Raw genomic sequence first — 20,287 nt, 5'->3', positions numbered from 1 at the left:
GTCGAGCGGTCACGCCCTTGCGTGCGCCAGCACCAGCTGCCCACGTGCGGCCATGAGCAACGTGCGGGCTTCCTGGATCTCGCAGTACTTCAGGTGTTCGACCGCCGCCTCCGCGCACGCCAGCGCGTGGGTGAGGGCCTCGTTGTCCGGTGCGGGACCGGCGTCCCGCAGCGCGTCGCGCAGCGATTCCTCCGCACGCCGTGCCCCGGCCAGCGGGTCGCCGAGCGTGGTCGGCCGCACGGCGGCAAGGACCTGCTCGACAGCCAGTTCCAGCACGTCGGTCGGTGTCCGCGTGCTCACGGCTGAGCTCATCTGGTACGCCACCTCCAAAAGATCCGGGCTTCGTCGTCCGCCGTCGGGTGACGGCCCAACAGTACTCCGCAGGTCGGCGACCTGCCGTTAAGCGGGTGTTTCCGGTGTGCGTTGACGCAGGGGGCGGGTGATGTCCCTGACCAGTGGGAAGAACTCGTCCAGCGGCACGGGGAGGGGGATCCGCCAGTTCGGGTGCTCGTCGACCGTGCCCGGCACGTTGGGCTGCCGGGTCTCCCCCAGCGCGTCCTGCGGTGAGGTCAGCACCAGCGCGCAGGGCGCGTGGGCCAGCAGCTCGTGGGCACCGGCGACGCGGTCGCCGGGGTCGATGCCCTCCGCGCGCATCAGCTCGTCGAAGTCGGGACCGTCCTCACCGGCGAAGAACGTCGCGGCGGTCGGCAGGTCGTGGGTGGAGATGCTGGCCATCGCCTTCGGGTTCCACTGCGCGGGCGGGACCAGCGGGTGGCCCTCCGCGTAGTAGTCGCGCTGGAAGTAGAGGACGGCGCTGGTGAGCATGCCGTTCTCCTGCAGCGTCTTCGTGACGACCGGCTCGACCGTGCCGAGGTCCTCGCCGACGACCACGGCACCCGCGCGGTAGGCCTCCAGCGCGAGCACGCCGAGCATCGCGTCCGCGTCGTAGTGGACGTACGTGCCGCGCGACGGCGGTTCGCCCGGCGGGATCCACCACAGCCGCCACAGGCCGGCGACGTGGTCGATGCGGATGCCGTCGGCGTGCCGCAGCACGCTGCGCAGCACCTGGCGGAACGGCCGGTAGCCGGTCTCGGCGAGCTTGTCGGGGCGCCACGGCGGCAGTCCCCAGTCCTGGCCGTCGGCGCTGAACGCGTCCGGTGGCGCACCGACCTTGACGTCGATGGCGAACGCGTCCGGGTCGGCGAAGGTGTCGGCGCCGCCGGGGTGCACGCCCACCGGGAGGTCGTGGATGACGCCGACGGCCATGCCGGCCTCGTGCGCGGCGAGCCGGACGTCCTGCAGCTGGCGGGTGCACAGGTGCTGGACCCAGGCGTGGAACGCGACCCGTTCGGCCGGTGGTTCCGCGCGGTCGGCCGGCCACGTGCGCCAGTCGCTGCCGTGGACCTCGGCGAGCGCGCAGTAGGTCGCGAACCGCTCCAGGTCGGCGTCCATCTCGATCTCGCCGCCGGGGAAGAGCAGCTCCAGCGCCTGCCGCTTCGCGTCCCACACGGCGTCGTAGTCGATCAGGTCCTCGTTGGCGGGGCGCAGGTCGCGGATGAGCTGCCGGGTCCGCGGGCAGGCCTGCAGGAACTCGGCGGTGTCGGTGATGCGCAGGTACAGCGGGTTCGCGAACCGGCGGCTCGTCGGCGAGTACGGCGAGCGCTCGACCGGGTGCGTCAGGCTGGGCGCCTGCACCGGGTTGACCAGCACGACGCCCGCGTCGAGCTCCTGGCTGCTGCGCCGGGCGACGGTCGCGAGGTCGGCGAAGTCGCCCATCCCCCACGACTCCTGCGAACGCGCGGCGTACAGCTGGAGCATCCAGCCCCAGGTGTGCGGCACGTCCGGCAACGTCCTGGGCGCCACGGCCAGGGTGACGGTCTGCGTCGCGGTGCGGATCGTGTGCCACCCGAGCGGCAACGAGTCCGGCAGGTGCCGCTCAACGCTGACCGTCCCGCCGTCCTCCAGCTCGACGGTCGCGGGCCCGCGCAGGTCGTACGTCTCCTGCTCGCGGATCACGATCGTCGGCGGCAGCGCCTGCTCCGCCCGCCTGCGTTCGACCAGAGCCAGCTCGCGCTCGACGGAGTCCGGAGTGGACGCGTCCACGCCGAACTGCGCGAGGACAGCGACGACGACGTCCGTTTCGACGGTCACCTGCTGCTGATCGGAGTTCTCGTACCTCGTGGCGACGCCCCAAGCGTCCGCCAGCCGCGCCACCAACTCCTCCACAGGTACAAGCTATGTCACAGGTGCGCGTCCATTGCCAGAGCAAATGGACCCCGGTCACCCGAAGGGTGCACACCGGTCGGGCACCACCCCGCACACCTGTTTTCGTCAAACATCCGATCGCTGATCGGGAATGGCGACCACGGCCTCGACCTCGACGAGAAATTCCGGCCCGAACAACGCCGCGACCTGGACGAGCGTGCTCGCCGGGTTGTGCACGTCTCCCAGCACCGGCCGCAGCATTTCGTCACGCACGTCCCGGACGGTCTGCACTTCCGACGCGTCGAGCACGTACCACGTGAACTTCACGACATCCGACCAGTCGGCGCCAAACCTCGAAATGACGTGATGAAGATTGCTCAGCGCCTGCCTGGTCTGCGCCGCCAGGTCGTCCACCCCGACCACACGTCCCGTCTCGTCCACCGCGACCTGACCGGAGACGAACAGGAGCCTCCCGCTCACCGCCACCGCGTGGGCGTAGCCGGGGGTGTCCGGCAGGGCGGGCAGCCGGGTCAGGCGCTCTTCGGCGGGCATGGCGCCACAGTACTTTCCGCGGATGTGCCCGCGGGGTCGCGCGGCGGCGGTACCGTCGGCCCCATGGGGGCGTTGCGGATCGGCGTCAGGGTCGTGCTCGGTGTCGTGGCGCTCGTCGTCGTGGCGGTGCTGTGGACGGTGTTCTCCTGGGGTCTCGCGAGCACCCTCGCCGACCGCGAGGTCGACCGGATCACGGCGGCACTCCGGACGGCGGCGGCCGACGGCGAGCTGACCCCGGACGAGATCCGCTCGGCGGGCGGCTCCAGCTCGATGCGCTCCGGCGACGGCACCGTGTACGTGACCGCGGACAGCGGCGAGCCGCCGTGGTGGTCGCCGATCGACTGGCACCTCGTGCGGTACGCGGACTGCACGGTGCGCGGCAGCGCGGTCGAGGTCAGCCGCAGCACGCTCGGCGGCACGTACGGCGGGATCAGCTGACCGGGCCGCTGGAGTTGCGCACCACCAGCCGCGCCGAGTGCTCCACCGGTTCGATCTCGCCGCCCCTGATCAGCGTGAACAGGTCCGCGACGGCCCGCTCGCCCTGTTCCTTCGCGGCCCCCTCGACCGCGGTCAGGCCGACGACGCGGGTGAGCTCCTGGCCGTCGAGCGACACGATCGACAGCTCGTCCGGCACGGCCCGCCCGTCGCGCTGCATGCGCAGGAAGATCCCGACGGCCGCGGCACCGCTGGAGCTGATCACGGCGGTGGGCAGGCGCTCGCCGTCCAGGAGCACGTCGACCACCTGCTCGCCGCCGTCGACCGTGGGCGAGCACCAGACCGTCCACTCGGGACGCACGGTGAGCCCGGCGGCCACCAGGATCTCGTCGTAGGACTCGTCCACGCCGTCGGCGAGCACCAGCGCCACGTCCTCGTGGCCGAGCAGCTTCAGGTGCTCGACGGCGGTCTGCAGCGCGTGCCGCAGGTCGGTGTCGTCGACGGTCAGGTGCGGGACCTCCAGCGCCGTGAGCGCAGCCCGTTCCGCCTCGGCCAGCGCCATCGACAGCAGCAGCACCCCGTCGACCCGGCGGCCCAGCGGCATTTCGTCGAAGAACTTCGCGCGCGCCTCCCGCGTGCCCAGCACGTACAGCAGCACGTCGTACCCGGCCGCCCGCAGCGCGCCCTCGGCTCCGGCGAGCACCGGACTGACCTCGGCGGTCACGACCGCTATCGCATAACGCCGGCCACCGGCCAATGAGGAGGCATCACGCGCGATGGCGTACTTCATCCGCCGCGCGACCTCGCTGACGTGTTGCCTCGTCGCCTCCGACACACCCGGTTCGCCGCGCAGCGCGCGCGATACGGTCGCAGCGGACACCCCTGCGGCCTTGGCCACGTCGGACATGCTGGTCACGGCCCCGAGCGTATTGGAGATCCATGAAGCCCGGCGACCTCGCCCCCGACTTCACCCTGCCCGACCAGGACGGAGTCGCCCGCACGCTGTCCGAACTGCTCGGCGACGGCCCGGTCGTGCTGTTCTTCTACCCCGCCGCGATGACCACCGGCTGCACCGCGCAGAGCTGTCACTTCCGCGACCTGGCCGCCGAGTTCGCCGAGGCCGGGGCCCAGCGCGTGGGCATCTCCACCGACGACGTGGCCAAGCAGAAGCAGTTCGCGGAGCTCAACGGCTTCGACTACCCGCTGCTGTCCGATGTCGAGGGTGAGGTCGCCGAGCAGTTCGGCGTGAAGCGCCGGTTCGGGCCGCTGCCGGTCAAGCGGCACACGTTCGTCATCGGCACCGACCGCAGGGTAATGGAGGTCGTGAAGAGCGAGTTCTCGATGAACGCGCACGCGGACAAGGCGCTGGCCGCGCTGCGCGCGCGTTAGCTGTCGGTGATCGTCAGCACGCCGTAGGGCCCGGAGGCCTTGCCCTCCCGGACGGTGGTGCCGTCGATCGTGTACCGGCCGTGCACCTCGGCCCCGTCGGCACCGGCCACGACGACGAGCATCACCGACTTCGAGAGCTCGTCGGCGGGCACCTCGACGGTGCGGGTCCACGGCAGCCGGACACCGGTCTCGTTCTGCACGGACGCCCCGACGGTGGTGGCGACGGTGAACGCCGTGCCGGTGCCGGTCACCTCGAACACGACCACGCGCTTGCCGGGTGCGGACGGCGGTTCCTGACCGGTCGGTTCCGCGACCGCCACCTCGCCGCTCGTCATCCCGCCGGCCGCCTCCCGCACCGAGTCGACGACCTTGCCGCCGTGGAGCACTCCGCCCACGGCCAGCACCGCGACCACGAGCAGCAGGACCCACGGCCACCGCGGTGACGGCGGGACCTCGTGCATCGGCGGTGCGACGCCGTACTCCGGTGGCTGCTTCGACATCGGTGCCTCCCCAGCAGAGAGGTCGATCTCCCGCGGCTCCCCGTTACCGCAGCCCGGCCAGCACGAAGTCCGCGATCTCCCCCGCCAGGGCGGCCGGTGACTTCGGCCCGTCCGGCCGGTACCACGTGGGCAGCTGGTTCACGACGCCGAACGCGATCCGCGCGACGGTCTCCGCCGGCACCGTCGAGCTGAACTCGCCCGAGGCCTGGCCCTTCTCGACCACCGCGAGGAACGTCTCGTGGTAGCGGCGGCGCTCGGCGCGGAAGTCGGTCATCCGCTCCTCGCCGAGCCGCGGCATCTCCCGGACGAACACGGCGGTCTCGTCGGCCCGTTCCGCGGTGGAGACCACCAGCGACGTCAGGATCTCCCGCACCGTCTCGGCCGCGGGCAGGCCCGCGGCGATGATCCGGTCCATGTCCGCGGACTGGGCGGTGATGAGCAGCCGGTAGATCTCGAAGAGCAGGTCGTCCTTGGAGCGGAAGTAGTGGTACAGCGCGCCCTTGGTGACCTCGGCGGCCGCCACGATCTCCTGCACCGAGGTCGCGTCGTAGCCCTGCGACGCGAACAGGCGGACGGCCGCGTCGATGATCCGCTGCTCGGTGGTGCCCGGCACCGCTACCCCTTGGGTGCCAGCGCGCGCACCTGCTCGACCTGGTCGCCACCGGTCGGGAGCAGGGCGATGATCGGGGTGTCCACGCCGGCGGCCTGGTACTCGGCGACGCGCTCGCGGCAGCGGTCGGCGGAACCGTGCACGACCAGGGCGTCGACCACGGAGTCGGGGATCGACCCCGCGGCGGCCTTGCGGTCGCCCGCGGCCCACGCCTCGTGCATCGGGCGCAGCTCCTCGCCGCGGCCCAGCCAGTCGTGGAACGCCGCGTAGGCGGGCACGGTCAGGTAGGTGCTGATCAGCATGCGGCCCAGCGCGCGTGCGGCGTCGGCGTCCTCGGTCGGGCAGACGAAGATCCGGGCGGCCAGCTCGGAGTCCGCGCCCAGCTCGGACCGGACCTGTGCGACGTCGGTTGCGGCGAGCCAGTTCGTGATGGCGCCGTCGGCCTCGCGACCGGCCAGGCGCAGCATGTTCGGGCGCAGCGCCGCGAGCATGATCGGCACCCGCTCGGCCGGCGGGCGTTCCAGCTTGAAGCCCTTGACGGAGAACGTGTCGTAGTCGGCGCTGACCTTCTCCCCCGCCAGCGCGGACTTCAGGAACCGCAGGGTGTCGCGGGTGCGCTTGAACGGCTCCTCGAACGGGATCGCGTTCCAGCGCTGCACGATCGCGGGCGAGGACGAGCCGATGCCCAGCACGAACCGGCCGCCGGTCACCTCGGCCAGCGTCGCCGCCGTCATCGCGAGCGTCGCGGGACCGCGGGTGTAGACGGGGGCGATCGCGGGGCCGAAGCGCAGCGACGACGACCACTGGGCGGCCAGCGCGAGCGGCGTGAAGGCGTCCGTCCCGGTCGTCTCGGCCGACCACACGTCGGTGTAGCCGAGGTCAGCCAGCTCGCTGACCAGCGCGCGGTGGTCGAGCACCGGCACGCCGATCAGCGGCAGCGTGATTCCCCAACGAGCCATGAGCGCCTCCCAAGTCCACTTGGGCGACACCCTACCGACCGGTCGGTATGCCTACAACTTCCGCGCGAGCGTCAGGCCGTCGGCGATGGGCACGAGCACCGACTCCACCCGCGGGTCGGCCAGCACGAACCGGTTGAACGCGTCGATCGCCGCCGCGTTGCCCTCGGGCTGCTCGTCGGCGGCGCCGCCGTAGTAGAGGGTGTTGTCCGCGAGCAGCAGTCCGCCCTGCCGCACACGCGGCACCAGCAGGTCCCAGTAGTGCGCGTACCCGACCTTGTCCGCGTCGATGAACACCAGGTCGATCGTGGGCTCCTCGGGCAGCTCCGCGAGCGTCTGCCCGGCGGGGCCCAGCCGCAGCTCGATGCGGTCCCGCACCCCGGCGGCCTGCCACGCCTCCTCGGCGATGCGGGTCCACTCCGGCGAGACGTCGCAGGTGATGACCTTGCCCGACGGTGGGAGCGCCTGCGCGAACGCGAGCGTGGAGTACCCGGTGTAGGTGCCGACCTCGACCACGGTCTGCGCGCCGGTGAGCTTGACCAGCAGGGAGAACAGGACCGCCTGCTCGTGCGGTACCTGCATCTCCGCCGAGTCGCCGAGCTCCAGCGTCCGCGCGATCAGCTTCTCCTGCACCGCACTGGGCTGGCCTGCCTGCTCGCGCACGTAGCGGTAGATCTGCGGGGTCATGACCACGGCCTTGAAGTCGTTCACGCGCGGCCTTCTCTCATAGTCGGGTGGCGAACGTCCTGAGGGTGTCGGCGTACTCGGGTCGCACCGGGTGCTTCGCGAGGTCGCGGTCCATGGCGGCGAAGACGGCGGCGCGGTGTGCACGGTAACGGCTGGAGCACACGTTTTCGCGGCTGACCAGGAAGAACTCGTCGAACCTGTCTCGTTCTGCGTCGGTGGTGGACATGCGCGCACGACCGGACTCGCGCAGCAGCGAGTCGCCGTCCGGCACGAGTCTGCGCATGACCTCCATGTGTGCCAACAGGTTCGCCTTGCTCGCGGAGGACAGGGGTGCGGCCGCCGCGGGCCCCAGTGCGGCACGGGCCCTGCGCAGCAGACCGGGCACGGGCTCGTAGTCACGGGCCCAGCGCCCGCTGAACGCGGGGTCGAACGACGTCATCAACGGCCGGATGACGTCCTCGTAGACCTCACGGGAACAGCTGCCCGAATACGCCAGCAGCACCGAGTACACGTCGTATCCAAGCGCAGTGAGGCGGACTAGTTGCGAATCACGCTCGCGTATCAGCCTATCGAGTGAAGCCGAAAGAAACCTCCAGACGAAAAATGCGCCGTGGTGCCCCAGGAACCACCGGTGGACGGCCCGTCCGACCTCGTCATCGGGGACGCTGATCTCCAGCGGGATCTGGTAGCAGTCATCCGCGCACGGAATCAGTTCCGAACCGGGCATCGGCAGTCGCAGCACCGGCAGGTCGACGGCCGCGTGCCCCCAGACCGGGCTGAAAACGGGCGCGCTCATCCCACACCGTCCTTCTCCGTCGCGCTCTCGGCGGCGACGATCTCGTCCAGCAGGTCGGCCACCCGGCCGATCGCGGTGTCCAGCGGCCGGTCCTCCTCGATCGCCGGCACCTCGGCGGCGATCCGGTCGACCACGTCCGCGAGCCTCGGGGCGCGCGGGCGGCGGGCGCCGACGTGGACGGCCTGGCGCAGCGCGACGGCGAGCCCGCCGTGCAGGTAGCGCAGCAGCCTCGTCTGGTCGAGCGCGGTGAGCGCGGCCTGCGTGCCGAACGGGACGACGTCCTGGTTGTGCAGGTTGGTCGGCAGGCTCTGCGCCGAGGCGGGCAGCGTGGCCCTGCGCATGGCGGCGACCGTGGCGGTCGCGGAGATCTGGATGCCCTGCACCGCGTGCTGCTGTCCCGGCGCCGGGCTGAGCATGGGCGGGAGGCCGCCGGTGCGGTGCGGGTCGACCAGCAGGTCGAGCTGGCGTTCGGCCAGGTTGCCCAGCTGGGCCAGGGCGAGGCTGAGCGCGTCGGCGGCGAAGGCGCTGGGCTGGCCGAAGAAGTTGCCGCCGTGCAGCACCTCCCCGGTCTCGGGGAAGAACAACGGGTTGTCGCTCACGCCGTTGAGGTCGCGGCGCACCACCTCGTCGGCGTGCCGGATGCTCGTGCGGGCCGCACCGGCCAGCTGTGGCACGCACCGGATGCTGTACGCCTCCTGCAGGGGGCGTTGACCGGAGGGGGTGCTGCCGCGCAACCAGGTCCGCAGCGCGGCACCGACGTCGGCGACGTCCGGGTGGCCGAACGCGGCGAGCAGCGCGGGTGACGCGAACTCCGTGCCGCAGCCGAGGACGTCGGTCAGCAAGGCGGACAGCAGTTCCGCGACGCGGTGCGACCGCTGTGCCTGCGCGACGGCGAGACCGAGCACGGCGGCGGTGACCGAGATGCCGTTCACGACGGCGAGGGCGTCGCGACCGTCGAGCTCGACCGGGCGCAGACCGGCCTCGCGCAGCGCGTCGGCCGCGGGCACCAGCCGGCCGCCGAGGAACGCGTTCCCGTTGCCGCGCAACGCGTGTGCCACGTAGGCGAGCGGTTGCAGGTCGCCGCTCGCACCGACCGAGCCGAGCCGCGGCACGGCGGGCGCGAAGTCCGTCGCGAGCATGGCGACCAGCGCGTCGACGACGTGCTCCGAGACGCCGGAACGCCCGTGTGCCAACGAGAAGAGCCGGGCCAGCACCGCGGCCCTGGTGACCTCGGGCGGCAGCAGCTCGCCGTGGCCGACGATGTGGTGCAGGATCGTGTTGTCGCTCTGGCTGCCGCTGTCCTCGCGACCCCCGAACTCGACGAGCGGCCCGAAACCCGTTGTGACACCGTAGATCGCGCGGCCGGAGCCGCTGACCTCGAGCACGAACGCACGGCAGTGCGCGATCCGCGCCCGCACCTCGTCGGGCAGCGCGACGTTCAGCGGTCCTCTCGCTCGCTCCAGGTGCTCGGGTAGCAGGGCCGCCGTCAGGCTCAGGGCAGCAGCGGGTGTTCGCACGGGCACGACGCCTCCAGGGGGATCGGGCGTTGGTTCAGCGCATGTCGTTCGGCGCGACACGAAACCGTGCCGCGCAACGACCTCAGCAGCACCCGCGACGATCCCCGGTTGACCCGCCGGCGAGGAAGGGCCTTCCGTACCAACTGGTCAGATTGCCTGTTGACGATCGGGTGACAGCGCTCTCCCGTGCGGCGGTGTCTCAGTCCGCGGGAGTGACGAGCCCGCCGGAGCGGTGGTCGAACTCCCCGTCGACGATGCGCGCCAGGACGCCGGCCGACTGCTCCACGGGGGTGAACCTGCCCTGCTCCCGCTGCGACCTCGCCCACCGCGCGACGCTGCGCCCCGCTTCGTCGTCCGGTGCGGCCCTGCTGCCGCGGCCCATCAGGCCGACGTCGACCATGCCGGGGTCGTAGCTCAGCACGGCGATGGGCCTGTCCCTCAGCTCGGCGGCGAGGTTCTCCCCCAGCTTGAGCACGGCCGCCTTGGACACGGAGTACGCCGACAGCAGCGGCCAGCGGTGCACACCGGCGTTGCTGACGATGTTGACGATCCGGCCGCTGGTCATCGTGCGCAGCGCCGCGGTGGTGGCGAGCGCGAGCCCGCGCAGGTTGACCTCGAAGGTCCGCCACCACTCGTTCTCGTCGACCTCCCACGTCGGCCCGACCGGCCCGCCGAGCGCGGCGTTGTTGACGAGCACGTCGATCGGCCCGAGGCTCTCGATGAGCTTGGGCGTGGCCTGCGGGTCGGCGAGGTCGGCGACGTGTGCCTCGACCTCGACACCACGGGCCCGCAGCTCCTGCTCGGCCACGGCCAGCGCGCGTTCGTCGCGGCCGGTGATGACCAGCCGGTGCCCGCGCGCGCCCACGGCGTCGCTGAAGGCCCGGCCCAGCTCCTTGGCACCGCCGGTGATGAGAACGCGCATCAGCCGTCGTTCCCCGGCAGGCGGCGGAGGATCTGACCGGACGCGGACCTCGGTGTCTCGTTCACAGACACAACCTGGCGCACGTCCTCGCACGGCGCCACCTCCGCAGTCACGCACGGCCAGGTGACGTCGCCCTGCGTGACCGCGAACTCCTCGCCGTTGAGCCGATCGGGCCTACCGGCGTGAACCACCTCGGCGTCCGGCCGCGCTCAGAGCGAGATGCCCCGCGCCGCCAGCCAGCCCACCGGGTTGATCTTCTGCGACCCGTCGACCCACACCTCGAAGTGCAGGTGCGGCCCGGTCGACTGACCGCGGTTGCCCATGGTCGCGATCTGCTGCCCGGCCTTCACCACGGCACCCTGCGCGACGTCGATGGTGTTGACGTGCCCGTAGACGGTGATGGTGCCGTCCGCGTGCTGCACCCGCACCCACAGCCCGAACCCGCTGGCGGGTCCGGCCTCGACCACCGTGCCGTCCAGGACGGACAGGATCGGCGTGCCGATGGCGTTGGCGATGTCGACGCCGTTGTGACTGGTCCCCCACCGGGCACCGAAGCCCGAGGTGAACGACCCCTGCGCCGGCTTGACCGCCTTGGGCCTGCGGGCCTCTTCCTCCGCCGCCTTGCGCGCCGCCTCACGCGCCGCCTCGGCCGCCACGCGTGCCGCCTCGGCCCTGATGGCCTCCTGCCGCTGCGCGTACGCACCCTCCGCGGCCTTCATGGCCTCGCGGACGTTGAACTGCACCTGGAGCTGCTCGGCCTGCAACAGGTGGCGCGTCTCCACGGCGGTGTCGACGGCGTGCACCGTCTCCACCGCTCCTGGCTGGTGCTGCTGCTGGGTCATCGCCGCCGCCAACTCGGACGTGGCGGCGACGGGAACGATCCGGTCGACGGGGGTGACCGTGGCCATCGCCTGGGTGAAGCCGGCGCCGACGAGGGCACCTGCGGCGACGACCGCCGTGACGGCCTTCTTGCGGTCCAGGTCCACTCTGCCGATCACGTCGATCAGCGGACCCTTCGCACGATGCCGTGCCAAAACTGCCTCCATGCACACTCGGGGGGAGTCCGATCCGCCTGCTGTGCGTGCCGGGGTTTCGGGGACCCGGATGGCGCGCGGTGGACTGGACCCCTTCGGGGGTGGGTCCGCGTCCTGGCGGTTATCGAACCGTGACATGCGGCAGGGAACGTAACCTCGCGTTATCGCCGGAAGCAAGCGATGTGGTCATTTGGGTGACGGAGCCCACTCATGGCTACTTTGAGTAGTCGAGTGAGGTCAACGGTTGATAACGACCACTAGACCAATGCCGTTCTTCGGTGTTTGTACTGGTCAGTCGCTTTATCGAGAAAGGCCGACGGGGTGGTGTGAGGGGTCCGCCAGCCGTACGCGACCGGAAACCCCCGCTTGTCGCGCTTCGCGACGATCGCGGCGCCGACCTCGCGAAACTGTCAGACCCCGCGCGTACGTTGGGTCGCGGGGGACCCGAAACGCGAGGGGACCCCTGCGCGAGCGTGCCTGACGGCATCAGCCGAGCAAGACGGACGCCACGGACGCGATCGTCCGCCACCCGCCACCTGGCACCCATGCGCCGAAGCTCCCGCAGAGGCGCGAGCCCAGCCCTCGCCGCCCACCCCCTCCCCTCGTCCCCCAGCGAACCGAGGACGGGTGCAACCCCCACCCACCGGCGCAACGCAAAGGGCCGCCGGACGCATCACGCGTCCGACGGCCCGGAGAAAGCGGAAGGAGCTACTTGTAGCGTGCCGCCGCCGGGGGGAGCGGGGCCGGGTCCAGGCCCTCGTGGATCACCTTCATCGCGTTGAACCAGGTCGGCGCGGCCACCTGGCCGCCGTAGACGCCCGAGTTGGAGCCGGGGCAGAAGCGGATCGGGTTCGCGCAGATGACCTCGGGGCGGTTGCCGTCGGCGTAGGTCATGACGGCGCCCGCGTACTGCGGGGTGGCGGCCATGAAGGCGACCGACTTGTGCTCCTCGGTGGTGCCGGTCTTGCCGATCGTCGGGCGGGTCCAGCCGGCGGCGCGGGCGGCGTCAGCGGCGGTGCCGGAGCCGACCGTGTCGTGGGACAGGCCCTGGGCCAGCGAGTTGGCGAGGTCAGGGGTGACGGCCTGCTCGCAGGGCTTCTCCTTCAGCGGCATGGGGTTGCCGTGGCGGTCCAGGACCTGCTCCACCGGGGTGGGCGGGCACCAGCTGCCGTTCGAGACGATGGTGGCGGCGACGTTCGCCAGTTCCAGGACGCTGGTCGCGCCGGGGCCGAGGGTGTAGGAGCCGGCGTTGTTCTGCTTGGTCCAGTCGCCCTGGGAGGGGCCGTTGGAGCCGTCGGACTTCAGGGGCTCGGCGCCGCGGTTGTGGGTGGCGAGGGTCTCGCGCATGCCGAGGCGGTAGCCCATGTCGACGACGCGGTCGAGGCCGGTCTTCTCCTGCAGGATCACGAAGCCGGTGTTCGGCGACGTGGCGAGCGCCTGGGTCAGCGACATCTTCTCCGCGTAGCCGCTGCCCGCGTTCTCGACCTTCCACGCCGAGCCGCCGTTGGGGTACACGCGGGAGTAGTGGACCTTCGGGACCGGGATCTCGCGGTCGATGCCCGTCACGCCCTGCTCGAGCGCCGCGGCGGCGGTGAAGACCTTGTTGACCGAGCCGGGGCCGAACGGGAGCACCTCGGCGGGCACGGGGCGGGCGACCTGGCCCAGGTCGGCGTTGTTGCCGTAGTCGCGGGAGGCGACGAGGGCGCGGACGCGGTGCTTGTCCTTGCCGGGCTGGACCACGGACATGACGTTCGCGATGCCGTTCTGCATCTTCGGCACCTGCTGCTCGGCGGCCGTCTTGGCCGCCTTCGTGGCCTTCGGGTCCATCGTCGTCTTGATCGTGAGGCCGCCGCGCTGCAGCTGCGCCTTCGTGATGCCCGCGTCCTGCAGGTAGTCGAGCAGGTAGGAGCAGAAGAAGCCGTAGATCGGGCCGTCACCGGCGCCGACGCAGCCCTTGGGCAGGATCTGCAGGTCGTCGGTCACGCCCAGCGGCTCGGCCTTGTACTCGTCGGCCTTCTTCTTCGCCTCGGTCTCGTCTTGGCCGAACGCGCCGTTCTCGCGCATCTTGTCGATCACCGTGTTGCGGCGTTCGAGGGCCTTCTCCGGGTTCGCGCCGGGGTTCAGCGACGACGGGCGGTTCGCGATGGCGGCGAGCAGCGCCGCCTGCGGGACGGTCAGCTTGTCGGCGGTCGTCTTGAAGTACGCCTTGGCGGCGGCACCGACACCGTAGGTCTGGTTGCCCAGCGGCACGATGTTCAGGTAGCCGGCGAGGATCTCGTCCTTGGACATCTGCTGCTCGAGCTGCAACGCGACGCGCGCCTCGCGCAGCTTGCGGCCGACGGTCGCCTCGGTGGCCTTCTCCCAGGCCTCCTGCTCGTTGTCGGCGCCGAGCACGAACGCCATGTAGTTCTTGACGTACTGCTGCGTCAGCGTCGAGGCGCCCTGGGTCGCGCCACCGTCCACACCGGCCTTGGCGGCGGCACGGGCGATGCCCTGCCAGTCGACGCCGCGGTGCTCGAAGAACCGCTTGTCCTCGATCGCGAGGATCGCGGCCTTCATCGTGTCGGAGATCTGGTTCGACTCCAGCGGGATCCGGTACTGGTCGTACAGGTAGGCGATCGGCTCGCCGTTCATGTCCGTGATGGTGGTGACGAGCGGCAGCTCCCCCTTGGCGAGGTCACCCGACGTCTGGTCGACCTGGTCGGCGGCGCGGTTCGACGCGAGCCCCAGCCCTCCTGCGAACGGGAACACCATCGCTGCCAGGAGCACGCCCGCCGTCAGGCACAACCCCATCAACTTGACCAAGCCTGACGCGCGTGCGGCGAACAAACCGCAACTCCTTCCGAACCGAACCCCAGAGAAAGCTCTACGTATTAAGTCGCGCGGGAGACCCGTGAGGTTGCGTCCGCTGATCGACTGGTTTCAACCTACCGGAGCAACCGCAGTCCGATCGTCGGGCTGGCGCGCCGGACCTCGACCCCCGTGTGGTGGGGCAGCAGGTCGTCGAGGAACCCGTAGCGGGCGAGCTCTTCGTCGGGTCGCCGGCTCACCGTGCGCCACCAGACGGCGATGTCTCCCCAGCCCGGTGCCGACAGCGAACCGCCGAAGTGCTGCACTGACAGCGCCGCGCACAGGTTCGCGAAACGCACGCGGTGCTCCAGCGGCCACCCCGCGAGTGTGCCCATCACGAACCCCGCCCCAAACACGTCACCGGCTCCGGTCGCGTCCAGCGGCGCCACGTTCAGCCCCGGCACCTCCACGCATTCCCCGGTGGAGCTGTCGACGGCGACCGCTCCGCCTCCCCCGCGTGTGACAACCACCACGGGCACGTGCTCGGCCAACGCGCGCGCGGCGGCCTCCGGCGTGTCGGTGCGCGTGTAGCCCTGCGCCTCCACGTGGTTCGGGAGGAAGACGTCAAATCCGTCAAGACGGCGCAGCAGCTCCGGCGACCACGCCCCGGTGCGGTCCCAGCCGATGTCGGCGAACAGCTTCGCGCCGTTCTGCTTCGCCGTGCGCACCCATTGTTCGTCTTCCGCCTGAATGTGCACAAAACAGGCTTTTGCCGACGGCGGCGGCGAAAACAGGTCATCGGCGACAACGGGTGCCTTGTGCCCGTGCGTGACCATCGAACGGTCGTGCTCCATCGCCATCGACACCGTCACCGGTGAATGCCATCCGTAGAACCGGCGGCAGTAGGAGAGGTCGACGCCCTCCTGCTCGGCCAGCACGTCCCAGCAGAAGTCGCCGTAGGCGTCCTCACCGAACGCGGCCGCCAGCGCGGTCCTCAGCTCCAGCCTGCGCAACGCGACGGCGAGGTTCGCGATCCCGCCAGGGCACGACCCGAGCCCGTCCGCCCACACCTCGGTGCCCGCCGCCGGTGGCCGCGGCAGGCCGGTGAAGATGATGTCGAGGAAGACCGTCCCGGTGAGGAGCACGTCGAAGTCGGGTTCCGCCATGTGGTCCACGATGCCACCCGGCACCGACAATTCCACGCGGGGCCGCGCTCAGGAGGACGCCGCGGACCTCAGCCCGTCTCCTCCGCGATCATCTCCCGCATCCTGGTCAGCGCGCGGTGCTGGGCGACCCGCACCGCACCCGGCGTCGACGACACGGCCAGCGCGACCTCTTCGGCGGACAGGCCCACCGCCACCCGCAGCACGAGGATCTCGCGCTGGCGGGGCGGCAGCCGGTGCAGCAGCCGCGTGACCTGGGCCATCATCTCGCCGTTGACCGCGTGCTGCTCGGGGCCGGCCTCGTCGGAGGCGCAGTCGGGCAACTCGGGCACGACCTCGGCGCGGTTGCGGACCGCGCGGCGGCGGGCGTCGGCGACCTTGTGGGCGGCGATGCCGTAGACGAAGGCCAGGAACGAGCCGGGCTCGTAGCGGTACTTCGACAGGGCGCCGAGGACGGCGACGCAGACCTCCTGCGCGATGTCCTCCGCCGAGACGAGCGTGCGTTCCCGGCCGCCCACGCGGGCGCGGCAGTAACGCACGATGAGCGGCTGGATGCGGCCGAGCAGGTGCTCGACCGCCCGTCTTTCTCCTGCCAGGGCGGCGTCGACGAGGTCGGTGAACTCGGCTTCGGCGAGCCACTGGTTGGAGACCGGTTCCTGGCGCGCCCGGCGGCGCACGGGGACCGTTGGCGCGGTCCAGACCTCTTCGACTGAGAGGACGCCGACACCGCCACCGGACCGCACGGCTGTGGGCTGAACCATCCCGGCGACCTCCTCCACTACAGCGACACTAGGGGCTTCACTGGAGAAGAGAGCGCAGCGAGCCATTTGATACCGCCTGCGTGCAAGAGGACCACGAAGTCCCCTCAGGTGGGCGAAGCAGCACCCTTTTGAGGGAGAACGTGGTCCTAATGGCCCAGTCGTTCGGCCATGGCGAACTGCTGCACGCCGAGGTGGCCGACCCGGAACCCGGCCTCCGAGTAGGCCAGGTAGAACTCCCACATCCGGCGGAACGTGTCGTCGAAGCCGAGACCGGAGATCTCGTCCCAGCGGCCCAGGAAGCTCTCGCGCCACCGCCGCAGCGTCTCGGCGTAGTCGTCGCCGAACGAGCGCATCTCGGTGATCTTCAAGCGGGTGTGGTCGCGCACCGACTCCTCGACCGAGCGCACCGACGGGATGAGCCCGCCGGGGAAGATGTACTTGTGGATCCAGGTGTAGCTGGCCTTGCTCGCGATCATCCGGTCGTGCGGCATGGTGATCGCCTGCAGCCCCACCCGGCCGCCGGGGGCGAGCACCCGGTCGAGCACCGAGAAGTAGTCGGGCCAGTACTCGGCGCCGACCGCCTCGATCATCTCGACGCTGACGACGGCGTCGTACCGCCCGTGCTCCTCCCGGTAGTCGCGCAGGTGCACCGCCACCCGGTCGCGCAGGCCCGCGGCCGCCACCCGCTCCAGCGCCAGCTTGCGCTGCTCGGCGGAGATGGTCAGCGAGGTGACGGTGGCACCGCGCCGGGCGGCCCTGATGGCGAGCGCGCCCCAGCCGGTGCCGATCTCCAGCACCCGCGACCCCGCCCGCACGCCCGCGTAGTCGAGGACGCCGTCGATCTTGCGCAGCTGGGCGGCGTGCAGGTCGAGGCCGCGGTCGCCGTCGAACAACGCCGACGAGTAGGTCATCGTCTCGTCCAGGAACCGCTCGAACAGGTCGTTGGACAGGTCGTAGTGGCGGTGGATGTTCTGCCGCGAGCCCGCGATGTCGTTGACCTCGGTCTGCCGCCGCTCCGCCCACCGCCGCAGCCGCTGCAGGCCGGGCGGGATGAGCGTGGACAGCCGCGCGGCGAACGCGGTGAGCACGTCCGCGAGCTCGTCGGACTCCCAGTCGCCCACCATGTAGGCCTCGCCGAAGCCGATCTTGGCGTCGGCGCCGAGGCGGTGGAAGAACGCCGCGGGCCGCACCAGCCGCATGACCGGCCCGCCCGCGCCCCACGTCCGTCCGTCCGGGAACCGCACGGTCACCGGCAGGGTGCGCACGGCGTTGCGGAACAGCGACTCGGCGAGGCGCGCGCGCAGGGGCGAGCGCGGTGCGGTGAACAGGCCCGGCCAGACGCCCTGGTTCGGAAGGGGCAGGGACAGCGTGCTCATCTACTCACTCCTGGGAACGATCGGCAGGCGCCGCAGGTACAGGGCGATGCCATGGCGGCGGATCAGCGCGGAGACGCGCTGGGGCATCAACGGCCGGCGCAGGAGCATCCGCAGCCCGGAGGTGCGGGTCCCGCGCATGGTGGCGCTGAAGGTGGTCTTCCCGTTCTGCCGCAACGCGATGGTCACGGACAGCCGCTCCCCCGGTGCCGGCAGCCTCATCACGTAGTGGCCGTCGACGCCGAGGAACGGGGAGACGTAGAACTCCTTGTCCACCGACGCGCGGCCGTGCTCGTCGGTGCGGAGCAGGTAGCAGTGCCGTCCGCCGTACGTGTTGTGGACCTCCGCCACCACACACACGAGCTCGCCATCGGCGTTGTGGCACCAATAAACGGACAGCGGGTTGAACACGTACCCCAGCACGCGGGCGTTGGCGAGCATCAGGACCCGGCCGCCGCCCAGCTCGATCCCGCGTTCACCGAGCCACTCCTCCAGGTTCTCCCTGATGGACCGGTCCGGTGACCCGAGGTGGTCGCGCGCCTCGAACCGGGCGAACGGCCGCGCCCACCACGGCAGCCGCGGCATCCCGTCGAGGTCGACGAGCCACAGGTAGGCGCGGTGGCGGAACGCCCGGTCGATCAGCTCGCGGCGGGTGTGCGTGATGACGACGTCATAGATCACCAGTCCACCCCGAAGTGCCGGGCGGCGCGCACGCCGGACGCACAGCCGTCCTCGTGGAAGCCCCAGCCGTGGTAGGCACCCGCGTACGCGGTGGTGCCGGTGTTGAGCTCGGGCAGACGTCTTTGCGCGGCAACGGAGCCGGGCGTGTAGACGGGATGCTCGTAGGTCATCCTGGCGAGCACCCGGCCGGGGTCGACGTCGTGCGGGTTGAGGGTGACGACGTACTCGCGCGGTTCCCGCAGCCGCATCAGCCGGTTCATGTGGTAGCTGACGAGCACTTGGTCGCCGTCCTCGCGGCAGGCCCGTTTGTAGAGGTTCCACGACGCCCGCGCGCCGCGGGTGCGCGGCAGGACCGACGCGTCGGTGTGCAGCCAGGTCTCGTTGCGGGAGTAGCGGAAGGCGCCCAGCACCTCCTTCTCCTCACGCGTGGGGTCGGCGAGCAGGCCGAGCGCCTGGTCGGGGTGCGTGGCGACGACGACGTGGTCGGCGGTGTGCAGCACGTCGTCCTCGTCGCGGATCTCCACGCCGCCGCCGGTGCGGATGACCGCGCGGACCGGGGTGCCCACGTGGACGGCGCTGAGGCCTTGCACCGCGCGGTCGACGTAGGTGCGGGAGCCGCCGGTCACGGTTTTCCACTGCGGGGTGCCGCCGACGGCGAGCATGCCGTGGTTGGCGAGGAACTCGAACAGGTACCAGGCCGGGTACTCCGTGCTGAGCGCGGCGCCGGCCGACCACACGGCGCTGACCAGCGGGACGATGAAGTGGTCGACGAAGTAGCGGGAGTAGCCGCCGATCGCGAGGAACGCACCGAGCGTGACGTCGTGCGCCTCCTCGTTGCGCAGGACGCGCTGGGCGTGCCGGTAGAAGCGGGTGACCTCGGCGAGCATGCGCACGTACCGGGCGTTGGCTGCGTTGGAGCGCTTCGCGAACAGACCAGGCAGCTTCTTCGCCCCGGCGTACTCCAGCCCGCAGCCGTCGCAGCGCACGCTCATGGACATCTCGGAGTCCTGGGTGGGCACGCCGAGCTCGCGGAACAGCCTGACCAGGTTCGGGTAGGTGCGTTCGTTGTGGACGATGAACCCGCTGTCGACGTGGACGCCGTCCAGGTCGTGGGTGTGCGCGTGCCCGCCGAGCCGGTCGTCGGCCTCGAAGAGCGTGACGTCGTGCGCGCGTTGCAGCACGTACGCGGCCGTGAGCCCGGCGACCCCGGCTCCGATGACGGCAACCTCAGCCACGCGACCCTCCCAGGGGGACGTCGAGGCCTCGCGGGGAGGCTTCCCGCATCGCGTTCGCGATGTCCGCCGCCACCGGTTCGAGGCCGAGCTCACCGTGGACGAAGTTGACGGTGAGCCGGGTCCAGTCGCGGGCCCGGCGCAGCATGGCGTGGTCGCCGCCCTCGACGGTGAACCGCGCGACCCGGTCGGTCACGGTCTTCGCCTGCCGCGCGTACGCCAGCGACTTCGCCGGGTCGGTCATCCGCTCCCGGTCGCCGTGCGCGATGAGCAGCGCCTTGCCCCTGAGCTGGTCGAAGGGCTCCCCCGGCACGATCCACGGTGCGAGCGCGCACACCGCCACGACGCTCGGGTCGCCGGCGACGCGCAACGCGGTCCGGCCGCCCATGGAGTGCCCGACGAGCACGACCGGTGCGCCGGGGTGCAGCTCGCCGATCCGGTCGAGCGCCCACCGGGCGTCCCTGACCGGGTCGAGGCTCGGCGCGTTCCAGCCGCGCATCCGGTAGCGCAGGTTCCACACCTCGACGCCCGGCGCGCGCAGGGCCCTGGCCAACGGGACCATGCGCAGGTGAGCGAGGTTGTGGCGGCGCACCGGCTCGGTGCTGCGCTCCCGTCCGCCGTGCAACACGAGCACGACGGCATTCGTTCTGCCCGATGGTTTCGCCACGTCGACTTGCGGATGCA

Annotated in this window: 21 protein-coding genes; 2 read left to right on the top strand and 19 right to left on the bottom strand. The window is 71.2% G+C overall.

Features of this window, described 5'->3' with window-relative positions; all coding sequences use genetic code 11:
• Positions 1 to 9 precede the first annotated feature (9 nt).
• From ACZ7CH_RS22425 to ACZ7CH_RS22415, 3 genes are all read right to left on the bottom strand, one after another.
• Entirely contained in the window at positions 10 to 312 is a 303-nt protein-coding gene (locus ACZ7CH_RS22425) for a hypothetical protein (protein WP_360396140.1), read from the bottom strand.
• A gap of 87 nt (positions 313 to 399) precedes the next feature.
• A complete protein-coding gene (locus tag ACZ7CH_RS22420; protein WP_470374752.1) occupies positions 400 to 2,226 on the bottom strand; it encodes a 4-alpha-glucanotransferase in 1,827 nt (608 codons plus the stop codon).
• 105 nt (positions 2,227 to 2,331) lie between these two features.
• Entirely contained in the window at positions 2,332 to 2,757 is a 426-nt protein-coding gene (locus tag ACZ7CH_RS22415; protein WP_360396137.1) for a RidA family protein, read from the bottom strand.
• Positions 2,758 to 2,820: 63 nt separating this feature from the next.
• Between ACZ7CH_RS22415 and ACZ7CH_RS22410 the strand changes: the two genes are divergently transcribed.
• On the top strand, positions 2,821 to 3,195 hold the full coding sequence (locus ACZ7CH_RS22410; protein WP_360396135.1) for a hypothetical protein: 375 nt from the start codon (positions 2,821 to 2,823) through the stop codon (positions 3,193 to 3,195).
• On the opposite strand, the gene ACZ7CH_RS22405 is transcribed toward ACZ7CH_RS22410, so the two are convergent.
• Positions 3,188 to 4,099, bottom strand: coding sequence for a LacI family DNA-binding transcriptional regulator (locus ACZ7CH_RS22405; RefSeq protein ID WP_360396484.1), 912 nt, complete (start codon positions 4,097 to 4,099; stop codon positions 3,188 to 3,190). The two genes, ACZ7CH_RS22410 and ACZ7CH_RS22405, sit on opposite strands and share 8 nt — an antisense overlap.
• 32 nt (positions 4,100 to 4,131) lie before the next feature.
• Between ACZ7CH_RS22405 and ACZ7CH_RS22400 the strand changes: the two genes are divergently transcribed.
• Positions 4,132 to 4,581 carry a peroxiredoxin gene (locus ACZ7CH_RS22400; RefSeq protein ID WP_360396134.1) on the top strand — a complete coding sequence of 150 codons (450 nt, stop codon included), beginning with the start codon at positions 4,132 to 4,134 and terminating at the stop codon, positions 4,579 to 4,581.
• Here the strand turns inward: ACZ7CH_RS22400 and ACZ7CH_RS22395 are convergent.
• From ACZ7CH_RS22395 to ACZ7CH_RS22325, 15 genes are all read right to left on the bottom strand, one after another.
• The gene (locus ACZ7CH_RS22395; RefSeq protein WP_470374751.1) at positions 4,578 to 5,081 is read right to left on the bottom strand and encodes an MmpS family transport accessory protein; all 504 of its coding nucleotides are present in this window, start codon (positions 5,079 to 5,081) and stop codon (positions 4,578 to 4,580) included. The two genes, ACZ7CH_RS22400 and ACZ7CH_RS22395, sit on opposite strands and share 4 nt — an antisense overlap.
• Before the next feature lie 43 nt (positions 5,082 to 5,124).
• Positions 5,125 to 5,694: a TetR/AcrR family transcriptional regulator gene (locus ACZ7CH_RS22390; protein ID WP_360396131.1), complete on the bottom strand. Its 570-nt coding sequence runs from the start codon at positions 5,692 to 5,694 to the stop codon at positions 5,125 to 5,127.
• A 2-nt stretch (positions 5,695 to 5,696) separates the two neighbouring features.
• Positions 5,697 to 6,650 carry an LLM class F420-dependent oxidoreductase gene (locus ACZ7CH_RS22385; RefSeq protein ID WP_470374750.1) on the bottom strand — a complete coding sequence of 318 codons (954 nt, stop codon included), beginning with the start codon at positions 6,648 to 6,650 and terminating at the stop codon, positions 5,697 to 5,699.
• 51 nt (positions 6,651 to 6,701) lie between these two features.
• Positions 6,702 to 7,358 carry an O-methyltransferase gene (locus ACZ7CH_RS22380; protein WP_360396127.1) on the bottom strand — a complete coding sequence of 219 codons (657 nt, stop codon included), beginning with the start codon at positions 7,356 to 7,358 and terminating at the stop codon, positions 6,702 to 6,704.
• Positions 7,359 to 7,371: 13 nt separating this feature from the next.
• Positions 7,372 to 8,130 carry an L-tyrosine 3-hydroxylase gene (locus ACZ7CH_RS22375; protein WP_470374749.1) on the bottom strand — a complete coding sequence of 253 codons (759 nt, stop codon included), beginning with the start codon at positions 8,128 to 8,130 and terminating at the stop codon, positions 7,372 to 7,374.
• Positions 8,127 to 9,653, bottom strand: a complete 1,527-nt coding sequence (locus ACZ7CH_RS22370) for an HAL/PAL/TAL family ammonia-lyase (protein WP_360396123.1) — start codon at positions 9,651 to 9,653, stop codon at positions 8,127 to 8,129. The genes ACZ7CH_RS22375 and ACZ7CH_RS22370 overlap by 4 nt, the downstream gene beginning before the upstream one ends.
• A 193-nt stretch (positions 9,654 to 9,846) precedes the next feature.
• Entirely contained in the window at positions 9,847 to 10,569 is a 723-nt protein-coding gene (locus ACZ7CH_RS22365) for an SDR family NAD(P)-dependent oxidoreductase (RefSeq protein WP_470374748.1), read from the bottom strand.
• Between the two features lie 209 nt (positions 10,570 to 10,778).
• Positions 10,779 to 11,567: a M23 family metallopeptidase gene (locus ACZ7CH_RS22360; protein WP_360396120.1), complete on the bottom strand. Its 789-nt coding sequence runs from the start codon at positions 11,565 to 11,567 to the stop codon at positions 10,779 to 10,781.
• 744 nt (positions 11,568 to 12,311) lie between these two features.
• Positions 12,312 to 14,396: a transglycosylase domain-containing protein gene (locus ACZ7CH_RS22355; RefSeq protein ID WP_360396118.1), complete on the bottom strand. Its 2,085-nt coding sequence runs from the start codon at positions 14,394 to 14,396 to the stop codon at positions 12,312 to 12,314.
• Positions 14,397 to 14,530: 134 nt separating this feature from the next.
• Positions 14,531 to 15,559: a carbohydrate kinase family protein gene (locus ACZ7CH_RS22350; protein ID WP_360396117.1), complete on the bottom strand. Its 1,029-nt coding sequence runs from the start codon at positions 15,557 to 15,559 to the stop codon at positions 14,531 to 14,533.
• 68 nt (positions 15,560 to 15,627) lie between these two features.
• Positions 15,628 to 16,317, bottom strand: coding sequence for an RNA polymerase sigma factor ShbA (gene shbA, locus ACZ7CH_RS22345; RefSeq protein ID WP_360396115.1), 690 nt, complete (start codon positions 16,315 to 16,317; stop codon positions 15,628 to 15,630).
• A 146-nt stretch (positions 16,318 to 16,463) separates the two neighbouring features.
• On the bottom strand, positions 16,464 to 17,693 hold the full coding sequence (locus tag ACZ7CH_RS22340; RefSeq protein WP_360396113.1) for a cyclopropane-fatty-acyl-phospholipid synthase family protein: 1,230 nt from the start codon (positions 17,691 to 17,693) through the stop codon (positions 16,464 to 16,466).
• Complete coding sequence (locus tag ACZ7CH_RS22335) at positions 17,694 to 18,371, bottom strand: DUF1365 domain-containing protein (protein ID WP_360396111.1); 678 nt, start codon at positions 18,369 to 18,371, stop codon at positions 17,694 to 17,696.
• Complete coding sequence (locus ACZ7CH_RS22330) at positions 18,368 to 19,606, bottom strand: NAD(P)/FAD-dependent oxidoreductase (RefSeq protein WP_470374747.1); 1,239 nt, start codon at positions 19,604 to 19,606, stop codon at positions 18,368 to 18,370. The genes ACZ7CH_RS22335 and ACZ7CH_RS22330 overlap by 4 nt, the downstream gene beginning before the upstream one ends.
• Positions 19,599 to 20,237 (bottom strand): alpha/beta fold hydrolase, encoded by a 639-nt coding sequence (locus ACZ7CH_RS22325; protein ID WP_470374746.1) that lies wholly within the window; start codon positions 20,235 to 20,237, stop codon positions 19,599 to 19,601. The genes ACZ7CH_RS22330 and ACZ7CH_RS22325 overlap by 8 nt, the downstream gene beginning before the upstream one ends.
• Positions 20,238 to 20,287 lie beyond the last annotated feature (50 nt).

This window comes from Lentzea sp. NPDC037011 (assembly GCF_055607425.1).
This window is presented reverse-complemented; position numbering and strand designations above follow the sequence as displayed.